Below are 23,061 nucleotides of genomic sequence, written 5' to 3' on the forward strand. Positions count from 1 at the left end.
ATGGCGTCACAAGACAGCACTTTGTTAAAAGATGAGAATGTTGTCTGGCATCCGCACGCGGTTACGCGTGCAGATCGCGAAAAACAGCATGGCCATCGCGGTGCCGTATTGTGGTTCACCGGGCTTTCGGGCTCGGGGAAATCCACCGTCGCTGGCGCGCTGGAGCAGGCGCTGCATGCGCAGGGCGTCAGCACGTATCTGCTCGATGGCGATAACGTCCGCCACGGGTTGTGCCGTGATCTGGGCTTCACTGACGATGACCGTCGTGAAAACATCCGTCGCGTGGGTGAAGTGGCAAAACTGATGGTGGATGCCGGACAGGTCGTGCTGACTGCGTTTATCTCGCCGCACCGCACCGAGCGTGACATGGTGCGTGATTTGCTGGAAGACGGTCAGTTTATCGAAGTGTTTGTAGATACGCCGCTGGCTATCTGTGAGGCGCGGGATCCGAAAGGTTTGTACAAGAAAGCCCGGGCGGGTGAACTGAAAAACTTCACCGGTATTGACTCCGAATATCAGCCACCACAGACCCCGGATGTGCATCTTGATGGTGAACAATTGGTAACACATTTGGTCCCTCAATTATTAGATGTGATGCGCCAGCGCGCTATTATCAATCCCTGAATGTTGCCGGCCAAACGCCACAGAGCGTGCCGGTTTACACTGAAATACAGGGATCACCTATGCAGGCTTTACTCAGCAGACTTGTCAGCCGGATCCGCGAAGATCGTACCGGGGAAATCAGCCCCCGGACACGCGTGCTGGTGCCGGTAACCGACAGCTCAGACAACGAAGATCCTTCCTACTCCATGCAGGGCGGATTCATCGGGTTTGTCTTCTACTGGCTGGCGTTTGCGATCCCTTTTCTGGTTTATGGTTCCAACACCCTGTTTTTCCTGCTCTACACCTGGCCGTTCTTTCTGGCGCTGATGCCGGTTTCCGTCCTGATAGGCATTGCGTTCAGCACGTTCTTTGGCGGTGGCTGGTTTAAAGCCTCTCTGGCCAGCGCGGTCTGCGTTATCGGCATGTTCTGGACAGTCTTCTCTTTCCTGTCTGGCTGGTGACTTTTCCTGGCGGTTTTCCCTGCAAATTCCCTTCACGATGTAACCCATTGTGTCATTCTCACCCGTAATTGCGTGCGTAAGTCTGATTCTCACCGGCATTTACCCTGCCACAGTGGAGTCAGAGGGAAAGTTGTGGGATGATTGTCCGGCTTTTTTAGGGGGCGGGGATGGGCAAACTAACACTGCTTTTACTGATTTTACTTGGCTGGCTACAGTATTCGCTGTGGCTGGGTAAGAATGGTATTCACGATTATGTTCGTGTAAACGATGACGTTCAGGTGCAGCAAGGTAATAACGGCAAACTGAAATCACGTAATGATCAACTTTTCGCAGAAATCGACGATTTAAACGGCGGTCAGGAAGCGATCGAAGAACGCGCACGCAACGAACTGGGCATGATTAAACCCGGCGAGACTTTCTATCGTCTGGTGCCTGACAACAAACGTGCGCCGGGCAGCACCGTTTCGCAAAACAACCTGAATCAATAGTCATGAGTCATACCGCAGTTTCCCTTCCAGAGGTCATTGCCGTGTTACCGGCTGCCGGAATTGGCAGCCGTATGCAGGCAGAATGCCCCAAGCAATACCTTTCTGTTGGCGGTAAAACGCTGATAGAACATTCCATTCGCGCTTTGCTGCAAAGTGGCAGAGTCAGCCAGGTTATTGTGGCGTTAAGCCCGCACGACACGCAGTTCGCCGAACTTCCCATTGCCCGTGATCCGCGGATCCGCGTGGTGGCCGGCGGGGCTGAACGCGCTGAATCGGTTATGGCCGGACTGGACGTCGCCGGTGACCGTGGCTGGGTGCTGGTGCATGACGCCGCACGCCCGTGTTTGCATCCCGATGACCTCAGTAATTTGCTGGCGATTTCCGCCACCAGCAAAGTCGGTGGGATCCTCGCCGCCCCGGTGCGTGACACCATGAAACGCGGCGAACCCGGTGTCGCGGCAATTGCGCATACTGTCGATCGTCAGGATCTCTGGCACGCGCTGACGCCACAATTTTTCCCGCTCGAATTACTGAAAACCTGCCTGCGCCGTGCCCTTAATGAAGGGGCAGTGGTCACAGATGAAGCTTCTGCAATGGAATATTGCGGGTTTCATCCTATGCTGATCCCGGCACGGGCCGATAATATTAAAGTCACCCGGCCCGAAGATCTGGCGCTGGCAGAATTCTATTTAACCCGCTTATCCCAGGAGGAGAACGCATAATGCGTATCGGTCACGGTTTTGATGTACATAAGTTTGGCGGCGAAGGTCCGCTGGTGATCGGTGGTGTGCGTATCCCTTATCCGCAGGGTTTACTGGCGCATTCTGACGGCGATGTCGCGCTGCACGCGGCCACTGACGCATTGCTCGGTGCTGCTGCGCTGGGTGACATCGGCAAATTGTTCCCGGATACCGATCCGGCATTCAAAGGCGCTGACAGCCGTGAACTGCTGCGTGAAGCTTATCGCCGTATCCGTGCGAAGGGCTACAAGCTGGGCAATCTGGATATCACCATCATTGCACAGGCACCGAAAATGGCGCCGCACATCCCGCAGATGCGCGTGTTTCTGGCCGAAGATTTGCAGTGCCATATGGATGACGTCAACGTAAAAGCCACTACCACTGAACAGCTGGGCTTCACCGGTCGCGGCGAAGGTATCGCCTGCGAAGCCGTTGCCCTGCTGATTAAGGAATGATGTTGTGGAAGATTACCGCATGATAGATATGTCACGTCTCACCTGGTTACTGGGCGAACCTGTTGCCACCGGCCAGCTGAAAGCCAATCCGGAAGACTTTATCGTCGAAGAGGATCTGGGCTTTGAGCCGGACGGAGAAGGTGAACATCTGTTGGTGCGGATCCGCAAAAATGGCTGCAACACCCAATTTGTTGCCGAGCAGCTGGCGCGGTTTGCCAAAGTGCATCCGCGCGACGTCAGTTATGCCGGTCTGAAAGACCGTCATGCAGTCACCGAACAATGGTTTTGCCTGCATCTGCCGGGCAAGGCTGATCCAGATTTAAGCCAGTTTGACCTCGAAGGCTGCGAAGTGGTCCGCGCCTCACGTCATCGCAAAAAAATGCGTATCGGCACGCTGAAAGGTAATGCGTTTACGCTGGTGCTGCGCCAGATAAGCGATATCGCGGATGTTGAAGCACGTCTGGAAAAAATCACCCAACAGGGCGTACCGAACTATTTCGGCACCCAGCGCTTTGGTCGTGGCGGCAATAATCTGGTGCAGGCGAAACGCTGGGCAACCAACGAAGCCCGTCCGAAAGAACGCGCCAAGCGCAGCTTCTATCTTTCCGCCAGCCGCAGCGCGATGTTCAATATCGTCGCCAGCCAGCGACTGGCCGATGGCACCGTGCGTCAGCCGATGCTTGGCGATGCCCTGCAACTGAGCGGACGCGGCAGCTGGTTTGTGGCGAAAGCCGAAGAGTTTGAATCGCTGCAACCTCGTGTTGAAAGCGGTGAACTGCTGGTGACGGCACCTTTACCCGGTGACGGCCCGCTTGGCACGCTGGAAGACGCCGAAGCGTTCGAGCAAACTTGTCTCAGCGATCAGACAGATTTGCTGTCACTGCTCAAACGTGAACGGCTGGAACCTGCGCGTCGTGCCATTATGCTGCAACCTTTGCAGATGCAATGGCAGCGCTGGGATGACGTCACTCTGGAACTCAAATTCTGGTTACCGGCCGGCAGTTATGCCACCAGCGTGGTGCGTGAACTGATGAATCTGGATGAAACTGATGCGGATATTACTGAGTAACGACGACGGCGTACTGGCTCCGGGCATTCAGGCGCTGGCGTCCGCGCTGCGTGAGTTTGCCGACGTGAAGCTGGTGGCCCCTGACCGTAACCGCAGCGGCGCATCGAACGCGCTGACGCTGGACGGCCCGTTGCGTATTCAGTCTTACCCCAACGGCGATACTGCCGTGATTAATGGCACGCCGACCGACTGCGTATATCTTGGCGTCAATACGCTGATGCGTCCGAAGCCGGATATCGTGGTCTCCGGCATTAACGCCGGACCGAATCTGGGCGACGACGTAATTTACTCCGGCACCGTTGCTGCCGCCATGGAAGGCCGTCATCTGGGCTTTCCTGCGCTTGCGGTCTCGCTGGACGGTCATCAGCATTACGACACGGCGGCGATCATCACTTGTCGTATTCTCAGGGCGCTGGTGCGTGAGCCTTTACGTACTGGCAAAATTCTGAATATTAACGTCCCGGATCTGCCGCTTTCGCAGATTAAAGGGATCAAAGTGACGCGTTGCGGTAGCCGTCATCCGGCTGAGCAGGTATTTTGTCAGCAGGATCCGCGTGGTCAGGACTTGTACTGGATTGGTCCGCCGGGCGATAAATTTGATGTCGCACCTGACACTGATTTTGCCGCTGTCGCGCAAGGTTATGTTTCAGTAACGCCACTTCAGGTGGATTTAACTGCCTATGCGGCTCAGGATGTCGTGGTCTCATGGTTGGAAAAGGCCGGGGTGAGCGCGAATGGTGAATAAGCCGATGTACAACCTGCTGGAACAGCTGCGCCAGCAGGGCATTCATGATGAAAAGCTGCTGCATGCCATTGAATCCGTGCCGCGAGAGCGGTTCGTCGATGAGGCATTTCAGCATAAAGCCTACGAAAACACTGCGTTGCCGATTGGCTCCGGCCAGACCATTTCTCAGCCCTATACGGTGGCGAGAATGACTGAGCTGCTGCGCCTTGAGCCGTCTTCACGCGTGCTGGAAATTGGCACTGGTTCGGGCTATCAGACCGCGATTCTGGCGCATCTGGTGGAGCATGTTTTCTCGGTCGAGCGCATCAAGGGATTGCAGTGGCAGGCGAAAAGACGCCTCAAGCAACTCGATTTGCATAACGTCTCCACCCGTCATGGTGACGGCTGGCAGGGCTGGCCTTCGCGCGGTCCGTTTGACGCCATTATTGTCACCGCCGCACCCCCTGAAATACCTCAAGATTTACTGCAACAACTCGATGATGGCGGCGTTTTAATTCTGCCCGTGGGCGAAGAAAATCAGACACTGCAACGGGTCACCCGTCGTGGTGATGAGTTTGTCGCCGAAAACATCGAAGCCGTTCGTTTTGTTCCGCTGGTGAAAGGCGAACTTGCCTGAAACCGGCGCTGTGCAGGTGCCTTCAGGACTAACCCCTTAAAATTTAAATACAACTGTTATATGGTGCTGTACTGGCGATGTTGATAGCATCCACTACAGTTTTTTATGGCACAGCGGCATTCGGGCAACGTCCTGAATGCGCATGTTGCCTGCCCGCACCGTGTCAGGTGACACGAAAAGCGCCAGCTGGCGCGGTGTGCGCGGTTAAAGAGATATTCTGAGATTGCCGTAACGGGGGAAATATGAGCACGGGAAGCCCAATAAAAACACTAAGCCGCATTGCAGTGTGTACTTTTATCAGTGCCTGGATGGCGGGATGTTCGAACAATTCAACGACATCTGCACCTATCAGCAGCGTTAATGGCGGCGGAAACAGTGGCAACAGTAGTCAGAATACTCTGAATTCCAATCCACAAATGGCACCCGCCGTGGGGTCTGGCGGACACATTGTGTACAACCGCAGCTACAACTCCATCCCTAAAGGAAGTTACAGCGGCAGCACCTATCAGGTGAAGCGTGGCGACACCCTGTTCTACATTGCGTGGATCACCGGCAATGACTTCCGTGACCTGGCCGCGCGCAACAATATCCCTGCGCCATACAGCCTCGAAGTCGGGCAGACAGTCCAGATAAATAACGTCTCTTCTGCGGCCAGTACCAGCAGCGCGCCAGTGGTTACCGATGCCACAAATGGCGGTGTTCCGAAAGTACCAACCGGAGGAATGCTTGCAGGTTCTGTGGTTGCATCTCAACCAACTACCACGTATTCTGATTCTTCTGGTAAACAGAATGTAGGTAAGATGTTGCCTTCATCAGGTGCAGTTACTACCACCACAACACCTGTTGCTGTAGCCAGCACTCCCGTCGCCACGTCAACAAATAATGGCGGTCCGGTTTCCTCCTGGAAATGGCCGACTGACGGGAAAATTATCGATAATTTCTCAGCTTCTGAAGGGGGAAATAAGGGGATCGATATTGCTGGTTCGCGTGGACAATCTGTCGTAGCAACCGCCTCGGGGCGTGTGGTTTACGCGGGTAATGCTCTTCGCGGTTACGGTAATCTGATCATCATTAAACACAATGATGATTACCTGAGCGCCTATGCACATAACGATACAATGCTGGTCCGGGAACAACAAGAAGTGCAGGCGGGACAAAAAATAGCGACTATGGGTAGCACCGGAACCAGTTCAGTAAGATTGCATTTTGAAATTCGTTACAAGGGGAAATCCGTAAACCCGCTGCGTTATCTTCCGCAGCGATAAATCGGGGCAGAGCATTGATTCTGCCCTCGGGACCACGGGTAGGAGCAGCTTATGAGTCAGAATACGCTGAAAGTTAACGAGTTACATGATGATGTAGATTTCGATGAGAACAGCGCTGAAGCCTTTGACGAGAAAGCATTAGTCGAAGAGACTGCCGACAACGATGCTGAAGAAGAATTGTTGTCGCAGGCTGTAAGCCAGAGAGTGCTGGACGCCACTCAACTGTACCTCGGTGAAATCGGTTATTCCCCTCTGCTTACCGCAGAAGAGGAAGTTTATTTCGCACGACGCGCGCTGCGGGGAGATGTTCCTTCCCGCCGCCGTATGATTGAAAGTAACCTGCGTTTGGTGGTTAAGATTGCCCGCCGCTACAGTAATCGCGGTCTGGCACTGCTGGATTTGATCGAGGAAGGCAACCTGGGTCTGATCCGTGCGGTTGAAAAATTCGACCCTGAGCGCGGTTTCCGTTTCTCTACCTATGCAACATGGTGGATCCGTCAGACAATCGAACGGGCGATCATGAATCAAACCCGTACTATTCGTCTGCCGATTCACATCGTTAAAGAACTGAACGTTTACCTGCGTACTGCACGTGAACTTGCACATAAACTGGACCATGAACCGAGCGCTGAAGAGATTGCTGAGCAACTCGACAAGCCGGTACATGACGTCAGCCGTATGTTGCGCCTGAATGAACGCATCACTTCTGTAGACACCCCGTTAGGTGGTGACTCAGAGAAAGCGTTGTTAGATATTCTGGCGGATGAAAAAGACAACGGCCCGGAAGACACCACACAAGACGACGACATGAAACAGAGTATCGTTAAGTGGTTATTCGAGTTGAATGCAAAACAGCGTGAAGTACTGGCGCGTCGTTTCGGCCTGTTGGGCTATGAAGCGGCAACGCTGGAAGATGTGGGCCGCGAAATTGGCCTGACACGTGAACGTGTTCGTCAGATTCAGGTAGAAGGTTTGCGTCGCCTGCGTGAAATCCTGCAGGGGCAAGGCCTGAGCATTGAAGCATTGTTCCGCGAATAAACAACGCGTCAGACAGTGACTGCATCATGCAGTATCTGCAAGAACGAAAAATAAAAACGGTGGGTTAATCCCCACCGTTTTTTTATGCACGCTGATCGGGCCAGCAGACGCTTACACCATATCTTTCAGACGATAGATCCACTCCAGCGCCTGACGTGGCGACAATGAATCCGCATCGAGAGCCTCCAGGGCTTCCACCGCCGGAGACACTTCTTCGGTCAGTAATGCCAGCTGCGGACCATCAACTTTGCTGGCAGCGGCGTTGTTCGACAACGTTTCCAGCTCTTTCAGTTTCTGGCGCGCACGCTTAATCACATCACGCGGAACACCGGCCAGTGCAGCCACAGCCAGACCGTAGCTTTTGCTGGCCGCGCCGTCCTGCACGCTGTGCATAAAGGCAATGGTGTCGCCGTGTTCGATAGCATCCAGATGCACGTTGACCGTGCCTTCCATTTTTTCCGGCAGGGTGGTCAGCTCGAAATAATGGGTGGCGAACAACGTCATGGCTTTAATACGACTGGCGAGGTTTTCCGCACACGCCCAGGCCAGTGACAGACCATCGTAGGTTGACGTCCCGCGTCCGATTTCATCCATCAGCACCAGACTGTTTTCGGTCGCGTTGTGCAGGATATTCGCCGTCTCTGTCATTTCCACCATAAAGGTCGAACGCCCGGAAGCCAGATCGTCCGCTGCACCGACGCGGGTGAAGATGCGATCCACCGGCCCGATGACGGCAGTCTCAGCGGGAACATAGCTGCCGATATGCGCCATCAAAACAATCAGTGCCGCCTGACGCATATAGGTACTTTTACCGCCCATGTTAGGACCGGTGATGATCAGCATCCGTCGCGCCGGAGACATGTTCAGTGGGTTGGAGATAAAGGGTTCGCTCAGCACCTGCTCAACCACCGGATGGCGACCGCCGGTAATATTAATACCCGGCTTTTCACTCATGGTCGGGCAAGCGTAATTGAGCGTGTAAGCACGTTCCGCCAGATTGCTCAGCACATCCAGCTCGGCCAGCGCGCTGGCGCTTTGCTGCAACGCAGACAGATGCGGCATCAGCAGGTCGAACAGCTCTTCATACAGCGCTTTTTCCAGAGACAGCGCCTTGCCTTTGGAGGTCAGTACTTTGTCTTCGTATTCTTTCAGCTCAGGAATGATGTAGCGCTCGGCATTTTTCAGCGTCTGGCGACGGACGTAATGAATCGGCACCAGATGGCTCTGACCGCGGCTGACCTGAATGTAATAACCGTGAACGCCGTTGAAACCGACTTTCAGCGTATCCAGCCCCAGCTTTTCACGTTCGCGGATCTCCAGACGATCGAGATAATCCGTCGCGCCGTCTGCCAGCGCACGCCATTCATCCAGCTCAGCGTTGTAACCCGGCGCGATTACGCCACCGTCACGCACCAGAACCGGCGGGCTTTCGATCACAGCGCGTTCCAGCAATTCCACCAGTTCGGTAAAGTCACCGGTTTGCTCCACCAGCGTTTTCACATGAGCGGCTTCGGTTCCCTGCAAGATCTCGCGGATTTCCGGCAGTTGCTGCATGGCATGACGCATTCGGGCCAGATCACGCGGACGTGCGCTGCGCAGTGCCAGACGTGCCAGAATACGCTCGAGGTCGCCGACCTGACGCAGCACCGGCTGTAAATCGGCGGTGATATCCTGCAACGCACCAATCGCCTGCTGACGATGCGTCAGCAGTTTGATATCGCGGCTCGGCATGTGGATCCAGCGTTTGAGCATACGGCTGCCCATCGGCGTCACCGCCTGATCAAGCACCGCGGCCAGCGTGTTTTCGACGCCACCGGCCAGATTTTGCGTCAGCTCCAGATTACGGCGGGTGGCCGCATCCATAATAATGCCATCCTGCTGGCGTTCCATGGTGACACCACGGATATGCGGCAGGGCAGTGCGCTGGGTATCTTTCACGTATTGCAGCAGACAACCGGCAGCACGCAGCGCCTGAGCCGCCTGCTCAACGCCAAAGCCGCTTAAATCGCGGGTACCAAATTGCAGATTGAGCTGCTGCTTCGCGGTTTCCAGCTCAAATTCCCACATCGGACGGCGACGCAATCCGCGACGGGAAGAGATAAGCTGCATGGCTTCAAAACTTTCCGGATACAGCAATTCCGCCGGATTGGTACGCTGCAATTCCGCTGCCATGGTTTCCAGATCGTCGGGCTGAGCCACACGGAAACGGCCGGAGCTGATATCCAGCGTCGCATACCCAAATCCACGGCCGTCCTGCCAGATAGCCGCCAGCAGGTTGTCATGGCGCTCGCTCAGCAACGCTTCATCGCTGACGGTGCCGGGCGTGACAATACGCACGACTTTACGCTCAACCGGCCCTTTACTCAGCGCCGGGTCGCCAATCTGTTCGGCGATCGCGACGGATTCACCGAGCTGCACCAGTTTCGCCAGATAACCTTCCACCGCATGATAAGGCACGCCCGCCATAGGGATCGGCTCACCGGCAGAAGCACCGCGTTTGGTCAGGGAGATGTCCATCAGCTGCGATGCGCGTTTCGCATCGTCATAAAACAGTTCGTAGAAGTCGCCCATGCGATAGAACAGCAGAACCTCCGGGTTCTCTGCTTTGAGACGCAGATACTGCTGCATCATCGGCGTGTGGGCATCCAGGTTTACATTATTTGTCATAGACTTAATCTTTTTAATCCATTTTTCGACGCGATGGGTTTAAGGATTTTTTCTGTTGCGTATCTTAGCCCAGCGGGCAAGAAGCTGTCACAACTAAAACTGGAAAGCATCGCGCAAAGCTGACATGTAACATGCCCCTCATTTGCAGAGCGTAGCGTTTTGTGAATTTGAGCATGTCGATATGGCGTATTAATACCTTTTTTATTTTTTATGAGAATAATAATAACAGGCATGATAATCATAAAATTGTGCCGTTATATTAATGCGATTGTTGTCAGGTGATATTAATAATAACAACTGCATAAAATGAATTAAGTGTTTCGATGAATGTTTTACTGCTCTGCTAGGGTGATGGCTGTTCCCGGATGACCTTATTAATACGGGATTTTTTTTCACTGTTTACCCATCTTTGCGGAGAAGTATTATGCAATTGCAATTCAAATTAAATATGACCAACGATGCGTGGTATCCCACTCTCGATTTGAATGAAATTAAATCAACGTCAGGCAGCGCGGTTGATATTAAAGAAAAGTTAGTGATCGTATTTTCAGCACCGGGAAAAATCACTGCCGGTGATATTAACGTCGAAACTAATCCGTGGAAACCACTCGGTATTAAGGTGGAATCAACAGACGTCGGCGGCGGAATTTTCGATGTCAAAGTGATCGTCGAACCGACTGACGGTCAGCCTGTCGGCGACGCTATTCAGAAAATCCATATGGGGCTGAACGTCTCTTCTGCCGATTCGCCTGCCTGGTCTGATTTCCGTGAAACCTTTGCGCTGGCCGCAGACGAAGAGCCGGGTGTGACCGGTGAGCTGTCAGTCAGTTGCCCGCCGCTGCCCGCCGGATTAAAAAATACCGCAGTCGAACTGCGTCTGGTACGCGGCGACAAGACTCTGCGTGTTTTGCCGGGGTTTGGTCACGTGTCTACCTTCTCCGTCAACGCCGGGAATTACACTGTCATTGCGACAGACTTAAGCACGGATGACGGCACGATCCGTGTTCCCGTTAATATTGGTCAGGCAGAAATCACCATTGATAAAGGCCGCACCACGTCGCTGGCCATCACCTTCGGCGCAGTGGACCGCAGTACGACCATTGATGTTGCCCTGAATTTCTCAGGTCTTGCCGGTTTACGCGATGAAGAACTGACGCTGATTTGCAGCGAGAATGGCACGGATAAACTGAGCCTGCCGGTACGTTCCGGCCAGCAATATCGTCTGGAACATTTACCTGTTTCTGGCCGGTTTGAAATCCGCCTCGCCGATTTACGTCTGAACAATGTTCATTATCTGTTTGATGATTACGACGGTCAGTTCGACGGTCAGTATCACAGCATTAATTACACCCAGGCACAGGTCAGCCAGCGTGGCGATTCACAGTCCAATGCGGCGAAGCTGACGGTCAGTGTGAAGGCAGATGCTGCGGTCAGTAAATCCCTGACACTGCGACTGACGGACAATTCCGTTCCGCCACGTCAGTACCGCTTTGATGCGATTGCCGCGCAAAATGGTAACATTGAGCAGGCGGTTCTGGTTGCGCCGGGTGCTTATACCGTGGTTTCCGACACCTTTATTCTCGATGGCGTCGTGCATTACGTGGATGTCAGCCCTCAGCCTTTACTGGTCAGCGCGAATGCACCGGCACAGCTGAATGTGGCGGTAGTGAAAGGGGCGAATCTGCGCGTGAAAGGTTTCCCTGAGTACCTCACCTTTGGTGCCTGCGCCAATATGGTACCGACTAACGTGGATGATTTTGCCGCGGCACGTGTCTCTTCAATTTTCAAATATTCCGGTGATGACGGCATGGGCGATGCGGGCGATTATCTGTCACCGTCTAAAGAACCGACGCTGCAAATTATTAAAATGGCGCGGGACGTTTCCGCCAAACTGAATGAACCCGTGCTGCCGCTGATGGTGTCTTATACCTGTAACTTATCACTGGGCGATGTCACGAATATTATTGCCGATCCGGTTCGCCATAAATTCAGCTTCGCCAACTTTATTCAGTCGCTGCAAATGTCGCAGTCCCAGAAGGATGCCGAACATCCGGTGCCAGCCGGATATATTGTCAATCCGGATTATCTCGGCGAATGCCAGAAATACGGTTTCCTGCCGACGTATGAAATTCCGGTGCGTCAGCCTCTGACCGAAGCACTGGCCCATCACAACGTCAATGTGCAGGTTCCTGCGGGCATTACCAATACCCTGAAAGGTTATATCCGTGCAGTGAACTGGCTGACGCGCGTGGTTGCGCCAGACGTTGTACTCGGCTGGCAGGTTAACCTGTGGGGCGTGGCGGGTTCGCAGTGGGTTTACAAAGATTTCGTCTATGACGATGTGTTTGATGCCGCTGACCTGCAACATAAAAAAATGACGGTTGATCCGTTCACTGCGGGCAGACTGACGGCGCAATATGCCTTACTGGTCGGCGTGTTTGATGACATCGAGTATATCCGTGCCGACGGTTCGCCTGATGTGGCGAAGGGCGCTGATTTTATGGCGGCAGACCGTTACGAAGCCGATGACTTCACTATCCGTTCGTATGCCAATGGTTATTGTTATTCTCCATACGAATGGGAACGCACTTTTGATTTCTGCGCTTCATTAAGCCGTCACCTGCGTCAACCGGTTCTGCCATGGCAGGTTCCGGCCAGCCATCTGCCGACGTCTGCTGATGATGTTAATGCCGATTTCAACACCCAGAACTGGGGCAGCGGCGGCAGCTACCTGATGGGGCATTCTGAAATCGGGACCTCGGTGGATGCGATCCATGAACGCCTGCTGGCGCTGAAATTCGATGCGGCTTATGCATCAATGATGGGTAACGACACCCGTGAACTGTTCTCACGTCATTCATGGGATCTGTCCACGCCGAAGTATCTGGATTTCCCGTCACGCGGTATTTTCCATGTCCACTTAGGTGGCGGTGCGACGACCGGTGTGATCAGCGGTGTGGGCGATGCCAGCAGCTGGATGCGCAACAAACTGAAAGCCTATCGTGATAATCCGGTGAAATTTGAGGAAAGCAGTGCGCTGAAATCAGTCAGCCAGTGGCGTTCCAAAACGCCGACGGTGAAGTAACCACGCAGTACTTTTAACGCGGGCGGGTCCGGTACAGCGGGCCCGCCACTTCCGGTACCGGTGACAGTTTTTTGCTGTTGAACCGGTTTTTTTTTACCACAAAGCCAGCACCTGCGGGCCATCCGCTGTCACCGTTAATCCTTCGGGATATTGCACCGAGTGAAAATGTAACTAAGCCGTTAAGCTACGTGAACAGAAATGTACACAGAATCCTCCCCGAAGCGTAAAATGACGCGGCTGCACGGGTTTTTTATCAGATTAAAGGTGTGCATTGGCAGCAGTAACTCTTCAGTGGTTCCCGTTTTCCGTTTCGGAATGGAGGGTTGAGATTTGATGAGTTTACAGGTATTCCCGCTGTTTTCTTTATCCCCGGATCCGCCTCCTTCCTGACATGAAAAGCCCTGATAAAATTCAATGAGTAATTTCTCTGATCCTTTGGGATTTTGCCGTGTTGAACATTTTCCAAACCCGTTGGCGAGGCTACCTAGTGCGTAAAGCAATTATTGTTGATGACCATCCTTTCATTCTGGCAACGGTCAGGATGCTGGTCATCAATGCTGGATTTCAGGTTGTCGCTGAGTGTGACAACGGTATTGAGGCCTTACAGCAATGCGAGTCACTGCAACCTGATTTGCTGGTGCTGGATTTAGGCATTCCCGGACTGGGCGGACTGGAGGTGATCCGCCACTTACGCGAGCGTAAAAACGCTTGCAAAATCGTCGTGCTGACCTCCCAAAACAGCGAGCAGTTCACCTTGCCCTGCATCCAGGCGGGAGCGTCCGGTTATGTGTCGAAGAACGATAACCTTTCGATGCTGACGGACGTCATCAATGCCGTGATGTCGGGTTATTCATTATTTCCGCAAGTCTCTGCCGCCACCGGCGAAACGACGGCAGCGGGGACGGAGAAACTGGCCCGTCTGTCGCACCGTGAAATGCTGGTGATGAAATACCTCATCAACGGCCTGAGTAACAAAGAAATCGCTGAAACATTGTCACTGAGCGAGAAGACCATCAGCACCTATAAAACCCGGTTATACACCAAGTTAAATGTCAGCAATTTACTCGAACTGGCTGACGTCGCCAGCCATTATGAGAATACGTAAATGCGCCTTTTGGGCTGGTTAATCTTAAGCGTATTGCTCTGCACACAGGCAATGGCTGCCGCAGTTTATACCGCCACGCTCCACGGGCAATATAAAGGCCCTGCCCCGGTTGTTTCACTCAGCAGCGCACAGCAGAAGTGGTTGCAGCAGAAAGGGCAGCTCACGATGGGGATTACCGAACCGGGCTACCCGCCTTTCGATATCATCAATTTTGAAAATGATTATATTGGTATCACCGCCGACTATGCTTCACTGATCTCCACCGCGCTGCACATCCCGGTGACGGTGAAAGTTTTTGGCTCACGTCAGGAGGCGATGGCGGCGCTGGCGCGCAATGAACTCGACTTTCTCGGCACATCGAATGGCTTCGATCAGATAGACAAAAACCTCGTGTTATCTAAGGCTTATGCTGAAGACAATCCGGTCTTCGCCAGACGTTCTGACATTCCTGTCCGGCACAGTGAAAATCTGAACGGCGTCTCAGTGGCGATGGTGTACAACTATTTGCCTTCTCAGTGGATACTTGAAGCCTATCCCGACATTAAGCTGAAAATGTATCCCTCCAACTTCAGTGCGATGGGGTCAGTCTCCTTCGGGCAAAACGATCTCTTTCTTGGCGATAACATCAGTGCTGAATTTCTTTCGGGGCGACGAGTGTTCAATAACATCACCATTGAACGCAGAGCCACCCTGCCAAAGACCCAGTTCGCTTTTGCGCTAAACCACGAGAATAAAACTCTTTTATCGCTATTGAATGCGGTCATTCAGGCCGTCACTCCCGAACAGCGGCAGAAGATCCTTAATCACTGGGGCGTTAAGCCGCAGATGATTGATAAAGACAATACGGTTCTTTTCGATGAAAAAGAGCTGGCGTGGCGCGATAACCATCGGGTTTTACGGGTTGCCCTTGAAGATACCAATGAGCCTTACTCATTTTTTGCCGCAGGCGGCGAACCTTACGGGATCAATGCGGATGTACTGAAAGAAGTGGCGAAAATCAGCGGGTTCCAGCTGGTCTGGCATAAGGTCGGGAACGGTGCTCAGGCAAGAGAATTGCTGGAGCACGGTGATGTCGATCTTGCGGTGTCGGTCACCGATAACCTGCAACCGCCGCCGCCGGGCATCCGTTATTCCCCCACTTTTTATCGTGACAGCTACGTGGTTTCCAGCCGCTTAGACAGCAATATCAATATTGATGACATCGGGGATAAACCTTTACGGGTCGCGGTAGTAGACAAAGATCCCATCCTGAAAGTGATTAAAAATGAGTATCCGCAAATGGTGCCGGTGATCAGTGAAGACGCCATAGCCGCTTTTCGTATGCTCAGGGCGAAAAAGGTCGACATCGTGGTAGTTTCACTGGCGGAGTCGGTGTTCATGATTGATAACTTCTACAAAAACCGGTTCAAAATCGACTCCGTGTTTACCAATCAGTCACTGCGCCTGAGCATTGCCATGGCTGATAACAGGCCAGAATTGCTGGCAATTATCACTAAGGCACTGTCCTCTATCCCGCCGGCAAGAATGAGCGAACTGGGCAATCACTGGCGCGGTCAGACGGTCATCGAACGAAACTTCTGGAATAAAGAACGCCAGCAACTTCTGTACGGACTCCTGTTGCTGGTTGTTTTCCTCATCATCCTGCTGGGTTGGGTTTACTGGCTGCGTAACCTGATAAAGCAGCGGGATAAGGCCGAATCAAAGCTTAACGATCAGCTGACTTTCATGCGGGACCTGATTGATGGAACGCCGCTGCCTATTTACGTGCGCGACTGCAACGGTAAATTGCTCTTGTGCAATACCAGCTACTATCAGCAACTGAATATTCCAGAGAATACCGTGCTGGGTAAAACGGTCTTTGATATGCAGAATTTGCAGGATATGAACGGAGGATGGGCCGAGGAACTCGAAGAAACCTATCTGCAGGTGATTGAAACGGGAGAAAGCATTATCAGTGACCGGATCCTGCGGCTCGCCCAAAATGATTACCGAATTATTCACCACTGGATCATGCCTTACCGGACCGGAAAGGGTGAGATTATCGGCGTCATCGGCGGCTGGTATGACATCAGCGAACGTCACAAAAGTATGGAGCGTTTGCAGACCGATAAAGATCAGGCCGTGCAGGCCAGCGAAGCAAAATCAACCTTCCTGACCACCATGAGCCACGAAATCCGCACGCCGATGAACGTCATTATCGGGATGCTGGAACTGGCGGTGAAAAAAGCTGATGCAGGCATTGTTGATAAATACTCCCTGAATATTGCGTCGGGTGAAGCGCAGGGTTTACTGGCGCTGATTGGGGATATTCTCGATATTGAACGTGCTGAAAGCGGCTACCTTTCGCTGAACCTGCAACCGGAAAATATCGGTCAGCTCATCTCCTCCCTGTGCCGGTTATTCGAAGCGCTGGCGCGACGTAAGGGACTGGAATTCAGTTTAGACATCGCCGGAACGCTGGATTATGGCGTACTGATAGATCCTCTGAGATTTAAACAGATCATCTCCAACCTGCTCAGCAATGCGCTGAAATTCACCGAACAGGGCAAAATCACTGTCCGTGCGGCAGCCCATGTGGAAAGCGCACAGCGCCTGCAACTGACGATAACGATTACCGACACCGGTATCGGCGTTTCAAACGAAGACTGCAGGAAACTGTTCTCCCGCTTCTCACGTGCGTCCAATAATAAACTGTCGTCTCAGCAAAGCTCTGGGCTGGGTTTGCTGATTTGCAAAACGTTGAGCGAAATGATGGGCGGTACGCTGACGCTGGAAAGCCAGCCAGGGCAAGGCACTTCTGCGGTCGTGATATTGCCATTACAGCGCAGTTCGCTGCCACAATCAGAAAGCCTGCCAGCGACCGTCACAGAAATTCAGGCATCGCGGCGGGTGCTGATTGTCGATGATTACGCGGCCAACCGGGAAGTGCTGACGTTCCAGCTGAATTCGCTGGGTCATCATGTGACGGCAGCCGCTGACGGCAGTAAAGGGCTGGCGTCGTGGCGGCGTGGAGATGTCGACTTCGTGATCACTGACTGCAGTATGCCGGTGATGGATGGCTATGAACTGACCCGCCGGATACGTCAGGAAGAAAGCACACAGAACAGATTGCCGGTAAAAATAATCGGGTTAACGGCAAACGCCGTCAATGAAGAACGGCAGAAATGCCTCGATGCCGGTATGGATAAGTGTCTGTTTAAGCCCGTAACCCTGGCAATGCTGGCCGCTCTTTTTGAGACTACACCCGAACCCGAAGACGCACCGTCTGGTGATGAAAATGAGGTGGATTTAAGCGGGCTGGTCGCGCTGACAAATAACGATCCCGCTAAACTTCATCCCCTTTTACAGACGTTTATTTCCGGTATTCACCAGGACAGACAACAACTTGAGACCGCGTCGGCCTCCGGCGATATTCAGACGCTGGCGGCCATTGCTCACCGCATCCGCGGTGGTGCTGAGATGATCAACGCGCAGGCCGTCATTGATGCCTGCGATACGTTGGAAATTGTGAGTGAGAATGAGGAAAACGGCGACGATGCCGTCAGTGAGTTGCTCGCCGCCCTTGAAACCTTGTCTGCCAGACTGAAAAGGCACATGAGTTAAAACGGCGGCTGCGGATTTATGACGTCAGCAACCGGCGCAGTGAACTTCTGTGTTTTTCATCCAGCCCGTCAGCCATGTCCCACTGCGTGTTTTCTGCTGCGCGGGTCAGCAGGGCGACCAGCCAGTCGAAAATGTAGCGGGCATTACCCTGTATCACGTCATCGCCGAGGCTATCCGGACGCATTCCGGCACTGGCCTGCGGGGCAGGCGCAAAAATCGGTGCGCCCTTGTTAATGCGGCTCTGCGGACGCTGCCCGGCATCCGCCAGGTCGTAACCCAGCCAGCTGACAAAATCATTGACGACATTCCCCGCCTGAGTGACAGCCAGTGCGGCATCGCCATGTTGCTGTGCCAGCGTCGTTTCCAGCGTATCAGCCAGTCCGAGGCGATAAGCCGTGGTGATCAGCGTGTCGCACAGCGTCTGAAGCTGAGCGGCGTCCAGCCCGGCGGCACCGGCAGTGGCCTGATTATGGCCAAGCTGAGTCACATGATTCACCCACAGGGCGAAAACGTCTGCCGCAAAGCTGTCCTGCTGATGCACTGTATCGGGAGCGGTATCAGCGTCGTCAAACAAATCGACACTCATCATCAGCGCAGAAGGCTGCCCGGTATTTTTCTGCTGCTGTTGCTGCCAGCACTGATAAAGCGCGTCGCGTGGCAACATCAGCCGGTCAATCAGATCACCTTGTTTTGCCGCCTGAGATTGCAAGGCGCGGATCATCATTTCAGTGCGCTGACCCGGTTGTTCATTTTCCGGTGAGGTAAAGCGGCGGAACTGCGCGGCAATCCGCTGATGCAGATCCCCCTGCAAGGCGCGAAGCCGGTCCTCTCTTGATACGCCGTTGACTGCCGCCGACAGCCATTCGATCAGACAAGCGATATCGCGCTGATCGAGTGCCTGTAATGTGCCCCAGCGTTTTCCCGATTGCGTGATGTAACGCTGCACGGCGGCGTCGGTGTGATTGCCACGGGTAAAGCGCAGGTCAAAAGGCGTGATCGCCCAGACCAGACGCGGAAGCGTGCTCTGTGTCTGAGGCTGAGTTTCCTCCACCCAACTTTCCAGCATACGAGCCACCGGGCTCAGACTCTGGCTTTCGGCGACGGCGTTGCAGATAAGCACCGTATCGGGTTGCAGGCATTCCTGATAGCGGGGGAGTTGCCCGGCGGGGATGTCCAGAATATCGACGCCGGTCAGTGAAGAAGGCTGGCTCAGCGTGAAAGTGATTTCGGCACACAGGCTGACCAAATCCTGCTGCGGAATGCTCAGCCGCGTCAGCGTGTTTTCATCACGCAGCGGACAGACAATCACGTCGTTATTCAGCTCTGCGGTATTTTCCGCTGCGGGAACCAGGAAACCGGGGTTTGGCAACAGCATGTTGTCGACGACCAGACTGAGCGGGGCCAGAACCTGTGTCACTCCGCCCAGATTCTGCAACCTGCGCGCCTGCTGCTGCCACTGCGAACTCAGTGCCGGGTGTTCTCCCCACAGGGTGGAAAGCAATATTGCCCGGTCGGCCAGATCCAGCCAGGGAACCAGTTCAGCCATCTGCCAGACCAGCGCATCATCCAGATGATACGTGCTTCGAACCGACTGATGATAACAGCGGACGACGGATGAAAATTGTCCGCAGGTCATGCCCGGAATTTCACGCGGCTGGCGGCGCAGTTTCAGTTCAGCCAGTCTGGCAGTGATGGCGCTGCGGGACAGAATGCGCGGCTGGCGGGAAGCCTGATACTGACGTATCAGCCGCTGTGCCAGTTCACTTTCGCAAAACAGCGTCAGCAGCAGCGGAAAGTTTTCCACTCCGGATGTCACGATATCGGTGAAACGAACGGCCATCGAAGGCGGAAGATTATCGGGATTAATATGGCGCAGATAATCGAGCGTGTTTTCACCCAGCTGCACATAAACCTCGTCACTCCCTCCGGCGGCAATCATTTTTAGCATGTGGTGTTTACCGGCAACGGAGCTGCCGTAAAACCCCAGCGTCAGCGGTGCATCGTTCAGAGAAACGATCTGTTGCTGGCGCTGCTGCAATTGCATTAACCGCGCCAGCAGCCCGTCCGCTTCCCGATCCAGACGCGGGGAATGCGCGCGGGTATCGTTTACCCATTCAGTGAGTTGATTAAGCATGGCGTCTGACTGGCTCATTTTAGGTATACGTTCCCGCTGTCGATCCAATAGTGATTGTCGCCGTTATAACTGCTGGCGAGCGTGTTCAGTTTCAGGCTTACCGCCCCTTCCGGCAGCGGACTGCCGTCCTGCATTGTGGCGTGCGCCAGAGAGAAGCCACCGTTTTGCTGATCGTATTGCAGCTGCACCTGCAAAATGCCGTCTCCCGCAATACGTTTTGCCAGCGCCGGCGTGTTGATTTTCAGCTGATACAGCGGTGTCGCCGGCCAGCGTGTATCAGCCAGCTGGCGGAACCCCAGACAAATATCGCCACGCACCGGGAAAGTCAGGTTTTCATCCAGCCGGGCTGTCGGGCAGTCAAGATCCACCTGCGCATACCAGACGTTTTCTGCATTCAGGGTCTGATTACCCTCTAACACGCCCAGATAGCGGATGGTGGAATAAGCCTGTATATCGGCGGTTTTAAAGTTGAAACCCGGCAGGCGTAAATCCATCGCCAGACTGCAAAGCATCGCACCCAGCGCCGCGGTGGATTTGGGATTCACCACCCGCCCCTGCTGGCCGAAAGGGAAACGTTCATGGATCTGATAACTGTCCAGCCAGACAATACGGTTGACCGGCACCGGCTGCTGATAACGCAGTAACGCCTGAACACCCGGAAAACAGGAAGGGCGACCGGTAACCAGCAGCACATCACAGCAGTAATGGTTGATCACTTCGCACAACGCCTGAAGCGGCGCCGTCAGGCTGAAGCGCCCGGTGAGCAGGGCTTCTTTGAGCGATGCCAGTTCCACCAGCAGCGGGACGTCCAGCACATCGAAAGGCTGCGCATCTGCGGGCAGCAGCGGCTGGATGGTCTGATGGATATAATTGATGACGTTCTGCGTCGGCTGCCGGGGGATCAGCTCACCGAACCGGCCTTCAAACAGCACGCCGTTATCATGCGGATCGCTGTTTTCCCAGCTGGCGAGAATGGCGTGACCGAGAGGAATAAACAGCTGCAATGTCACCTGCTGGCGCAGCGTGGCGCGACTTCCGTCGAGGGCGGCATCGCCGAACAGCTTATTCATGACGCGCGCGGCATCAGTCACTCCGGCTTTTTGCAGGGTATTTTCCAGTGCCGGAAGAATACAGTGGCGGATCACGTCCAGCAGAATGTCGTCCCCGGCAATTTTGAACCCTTCACGGAACAGCAGATTTGGCGTGATTTTGACATTGCTTCCCGCGCCGTCGTCCAACTGATACTGGGTGATCGCCATATCCGTGGTGCCGCCGCCGATATCCACAGACGCCACGCGCAGGGTGCGTCCCTGCGGTTCATCACTGGCAAGCTGCCGGTCAGGGCGCGCAAGGCTTTGGAAAAACACCTCCGCCTGACCGGCATAATTATTGATGACTTCGTTATACAACCAGACCAGCTGGCCACAGGTGGCTTCGTCCCATTCCATTTGTACTTTTGGTAAAGGAACCACGGTGGCGCGGCTGCCGGAACCGGGCAGCAAATCGTCATCTTTGGGCTGCCAGCCGAGGGATTTCCAGACCAGTTTTACCGCTTCCTGCACCCGCTGGCGGAAAATCTCCCGCTCCTGTTTGGGCATGGCGGAAGGCAGCGTCAGGACGATATCGCGCAGCTGGCGCGGGGCGTGAGTCAGCCCCATGCTCTGACGGTGGCCGACGCTGTTGATTTGCGCCAGTGCCTGAGCCAGCAGCTCACACAGCATGATCGTCATCAGCGAACTGCGGCTGTAGTTGGGCGAAAACACCGGCAGACGTTCCTCCGGTGGCAGGCTGTACAAGGGCTGCCCGTCATCATTCATCAGATTCATCAGCGGTAACGCGATGGCACGAGGCTCACGCGGCGTTTTCCCCGTCAGCTGACTGAAGCGCCACGCCTGATCCGAGGGGGCATCATCCCACAGATAACGGCGCGGGCTGGAAATCCCGCTGGCACCTTCGGTTCCCAGACGGCGCGTTGCCAGCAGGCGCGCTTCATCGCCCACGCGGGCAAAAGACGGCCAGACGAACGCCTCATCGCGGCCACTTTCCATTGAAAAATGGTGTTTGCCAAATTTAGCTTCGTTGAATTCCAGACGGCTGGTAAACAGCGGTTCGCTGATGAGTTGCGGCTCCGTCAGTGAGCGGATTTGCAGCTCGGCGCTTTGCTGTAATCCGGCATTTTTCGGGCCATGATCTTCAAGGATCACACCGCAGGTATGCGTGTTGCCCACATCAAGGATCAAGTCCACCGGAACCGGCGCATTGCTCAGGGTTTCCGTGACGATCTGAACTTCCGGGATCTCGAGCTGGGTACCGAGCATTTCGAGAATATTGAGGAAGTGTGCCTGATACTCGAAGGCTTTCATGGCGTTACTGATATCACCCGCGCTGCGCTTTTCCTGATTGGTGGCATAGTGAACAAACACTTCACGCAACCAGCCATCGACCCAGGTTTCATCCAGAAACTCACTGATTTCATGATTGTGCCACGCCAGTGCAAAGCGGCTGCCGTCGCGTACATCACGGGTGGTGAGAGCCAGCTTTGCGGTGGCGCTGTCATCGGCGTGAACTTTGGTGTCGAACGCAATACACAAACGCAGGGTGTTACCGGCTTCATCCGGCGCAGGCAGGCGTTTAATCTGCACACGCGCCCAGTTCGCAGGGCTGTTGGTGAATACGCGCGGCGGACTAAAACGCATAAAAGGCAGCGGCAGCCAGACGTTGTCCATCACCTGCAAAGAATGTTCCAGAGAAACCGTCATCTCCGGGCGGACAAGTTCCGGCTCGCCGCCGTTTTCAGCGGGCAGGGTGAAGCGCTCAGACAGCGTATCGTAGCTGAGACGCAGCAGCGGGCCATTGACGCTGTGGCGCACAAAGCGACCCGCGTGCGGGCTTGCGCCCACCGGATTCAGACCGAAATCCAGAAACTGCACGCTGCTGTTCTGGATGAGCGTAACGGCCGGTTTGAAGTCGATAAGAGTTGCCAGCAT

At 54.2% G+C, this 23,061-nt stretch carries 16 protein-coding genes; 13 read left to right on the top strand and 3 right to left on the bottom strand.

All coding sequences use genetic code 11. The annotated features are described in order from the left end of the window. The 10 genes from cysC to rpoS all read left to right on the top strand — a co-directional run bounded on the left by cysC (nucleotide 1) and on the right by rpoS (nucleotide 7,480). A complete protein-coding gene (gene cysC / locus EC840_RS14295; protein WP_132965813.1) occupies nucleotides 1-624 on the top strand; it encodes an adenylyl-sulfate kinase in 624 nt (207 codons plus the stop codon). A gap of 59 nt (nucleotides 625-683) precedes the next feature. Continuing rightward, entirely contained in the window at nucleotides 684-1,064 is a 381-nt protein-coding gene (locus tag EC840_RS14300) for a DUF3561 family protein (RefSeq protein ID WP_113877409.1), read from the top strand. Between the two features lie 167 nt (nucleotides 1,065-1,231). After that, nucleotides 1,232-1,552, top strand: coding sequence for a cell division protein FtsB (gene ftsB / locus EC840_RS14305; protein ID WP_112287715.1), 321 nt, complete (start codon nucleotides 1,232-1,234; stop codon nucleotides 1,550-1,552). Between the two features lie 2 nt (nucleotides 1,553-1,554). Next, nucleotides 1,555-2,274 (top strand): 2-C-methyl-D-erythritol 4-phosphate cytidylyltransferase, encoded by a 720-nt coding sequence (ispD, locus tag EC840_RS14310; protein ID WP_113877410.1) that lies wholly within the window; start codon nucleotides 1,555-1,557, stop codon nucleotides 2,272-2,274. Beyond that, entirely contained in the window at nucleotides 2,274-2,747 is a 474-nt protein-coding gene (gene ispF / locus EC840_RS14315) for a 2-C-methyl-D-erythritol 2,4-cyclodiphosphate synthase (RefSeq protein ID WP_015695903.1), read from the top strand. Before ispD ends, ispF begins: the two co-directional genes overlap by 1 nt. 22 nt (nucleotides 2,748-2,769) lie before the next feature. Next, entirely contained in the window at nucleotides 2,770-3,816 is a 1,047-nt protein-coding gene (truD, locus tag EC840_RS14320; protein ID WP_165929037.1) for a tRNA pseudouridine(13) synthase TruD, read from the top strand. Next, nucleotides 3,797-4,561, top strand: coding sequence for a 5'/3'-nucleotidase SurE (gene surE, locus EC840_RS14325; protein ID WP_165929036.1), 765 nt, complete (start codon nucleotides 3,797-3,799; stop codon nucleotides 4,559-4,561). The genes truD and surE overlap by 20 nt, the downstream gene beginning before the upstream one ends. Continuing rightward, the gene (locus tag EC840_RS14330; protein WP_112287713.1) at nucleotides 4,551-5,177 is read left to right on the top strand and encodes a protein-L-isoaspartate(D-aspartate) O-methyltransferase; all 627 of its coding nucleotides are present in this window, start codon (nucleotides 4,551-4,553) and stop codon (nucleotides 5,175-5,177) included. The genes surE and EC840_RS14330 overlap by 11 nt, the downstream gene beginning before the upstream one ends. A gap of 242 nt (nucleotides 5,178-5,419) precedes the next feature. Further along, nucleotides 5,420-6,442 (top strand): murein hydrolase activator NlpD, encoded by a 1,023-nt coding sequence (gene nlpD / locus EC840_RS14335; protein WP_120163240.1) that lies wholly within the window; start codon nucleotides 5,420-5,422, stop codon nucleotides 6,440-6,442. Nucleotides 6,443-6,493: 51 nt separating this feature from the next. Continuing rightward, nucleotides 6,494-7,480 (top strand): RNA polymerase sigma factor RpoS, encoded by a 987-nt coding sequence (gene rpoS, locus EC840_RS14340; RefSeq protein WP_112287711.1) that lies wholly within the window; start codon nucleotides 6,494-6,496, stop codon nucleotides 7,478-7,480. 111 nt (nucleotides 7,481-7,591) lie between these two features. Here rpoS and mutS read toward each other — a convergent pair whose 3' ends face one another. Continuing rightward, the gene (mutS, locus tag EC840_RS14345) at nucleotides 7,592-10,147 is read right to left on the bottom strand and encodes a DNA mismatch repair protein MutS (RefSeq protein WP_132965815.1); all 2,556 of its coding nucleotides are present in this window, start codon (nucleotides 10,145-10,147) and stop codon (nucleotides 7,592-7,594) included. A gap of 424 nt (nucleotides 10,148-10,571) precedes the next feature. Here mutS and EC840_RS14350 point away from each other — a divergent pair, with 424 nt between their 5' ends. The 3 genes from EC840_RS14350 to EC840_RS14360 all read left to right on the top strand — a co-directional run bounded on the left by EC840_RS14350 (nucleotide 10,572) and on the right by EC840_RS14360 (nucleotide 17,940). Continuing rightward, on the top strand, nucleotides 10,572-13,232 hold the full coding sequence (locus tag EC840_RS14350; protein ID WP_132965817.1) for a hypothetical protein: 2,661 nt from the start codon (nucleotides 10,572-10,574) through the stop codon (nucleotides 13,230-13,232). A gap of 487 nt (nucleotides 13,233-13,719) precedes the next feature. Further along, a complete protein-coding gene (locus EC840_RS14355) occupies nucleotides 13,720-14,337 on the top strand; it encodes a response regulator transcription factor (protein WP_112287709.1) in 618 nt (205 codons plus the stop codon). Further along, nucleotides 14,338-17,940: a transporter substrate-binding domain-containing protein gene (locus EC840_RS14360; RefSeq protein WP_132965819.1), complete on the top strand. Its 3,603-nt coding sequence runs from the start codon at nucleotides 14,338-14,340 to the stop codon at nucleotides 17,938-17,940. A 16-nt stretch (nucleotides 17,941-17,956) separates the two neighbouring features. Here EC840_RS14360 and EC840_RS14365 read toward each other — a convergent pair whose 3' ends face one another. Both EC840_RS14365 and EC840_RS14370 read right to left on the bottom strand, forming a co-directional pair. Beyond that, nucleotides 17,957-20,092, bottom strand: a complete 2,136-nt coding sequence (locus EC840_RS14365) for a virulence factor SrfC family protein (RefSeq protein WP_132965821.1) — start codon at nucleotides 20,090-20,092, stop codon at nucleotides 17,957-17,959. Continuing rightward, nucleotides 20,089-23,061, bottom strand: coding sequence for a virulence factor SrfB (locus tag EC840_RS14370; RefSeq protein WP_132965823.1), 2,973 nt, complete (start codon nucleotides 23,059-23,061; stop codon nucleotides 20,089-20,091). Before EC840_RS14370 ends, EC840_RS14365 begins: the two co-directional genes overlap by 4 nt.

Source organism: Rahnella sp. JUb53, from assembly GCF_004346065.1.
Classification (GTDB): domain Bacteria; phylum Pseudomonadota; class Gammaproteobacteria; order Enterobacterales; family Enterobacteriaceae; genus Rahnella; species Rahnella variigena.

What these genes read in the sequence shown, in the direction of transcription:
- cysC (WP_132965813.1), top strand. Translation starts at nt 1, where the DNA reads ATGGCGTCACAAGACAGCACTTTGTTAAAAGATGAGAATGTTGTCTGG.
- EC840_RS14300 (WP_113877409.1), top strand. Translation starts at nt 684, where the DNA reads ATGCAGGCTTTACTCAGCAGACTTGTCAGCCGGATCCGCGAAGATCGT.
- ftsB (WP_112287715.1), top strand. Translation starts at nt 1,232, where the DNA reads ATGGGCAAACTAACACTGCTTTTACTGATTTTACTTGGCTGGCTACAG.
- ispD (WP_113877410.1), top strand. Translation starts at nt 1,555, where the DNA reads ATGAGTCATACCGCAGTTTCCCTTCCAGAGGTCATTGCCGTGTTACCG.
- ispF (WP_015695903.1), top strand. Translation starts at nt 2,274, where the DNA reads ATGCGTATCGGTCACGGTTTTGATGTACATAAGTTTGGCGGCGAAGGT.
- surE (WP_165929036.1), top strand. Translation starts at nt 3,797, where the DNA reads ATGCGGATATTACTGAGTAACGACGACGGCGTACTGGCTCCGGGCATT.
- EC840_RS14330 (WP_112287713.1), top strand. Translation starts at nt 4,551, where the DNA reads ATGGTGAATAAGCCGATGTACAACCTGCTGGAACAGCTGCGCCAGCAG.
- nlpD (WP_120163240.1), top strand. Translation starts at nt 5,420, where the DNA reads ATGAGCACGGGAAGCCCAATAAAAACACTAAGCCGCATTGCAGTGTGT.
- rpoS (WP_112287711.1), top strand. Translation starts at nt 6,494, where the DNA reads ATGAGTCAGAATACGCTGAAAGTTAACGAGTTACATGATGATGTAGAT.
- mutS (WP_132965815.1), bottom strand. Translation starts at nt 10,147, where the DNA reads ATGACAAATAATGTAAACCTGGATGCCCACACGCCGATGATGCAGCAG.
- EC840_RS14350 (WP_132965817.1), top strand. Translation starts at nt 10,572, where the DNA reads ATGCAATTGCAATTCAAATTAAATATGACCAACGATGCGTGGTATCCC.
- EC840_RS14360 (WP_132965819.1), top strand. Translation starts at nt 14,338, where the DNA reads ATGCGCCTTTTGGGCTGGTTAATCTTAAGCGTATTGCTCTGCACACAG.
- EC840_RS14365 (WP_132965821.1), bottom strand. Translation starts at nt 20,092, where the DNA reads ATGAGCCAGTCAGACGCCATGCTTAATCAACTCACTGAATGGGTAAAC.
- EC840_RS14370 (WP_132965823.1), bottom strand. Translation starts at nt 23,061, where the DNA reads ATGCTGGCAACTCTTATCGACTTCAAACCGGCCGTTACGCTCATCCAG.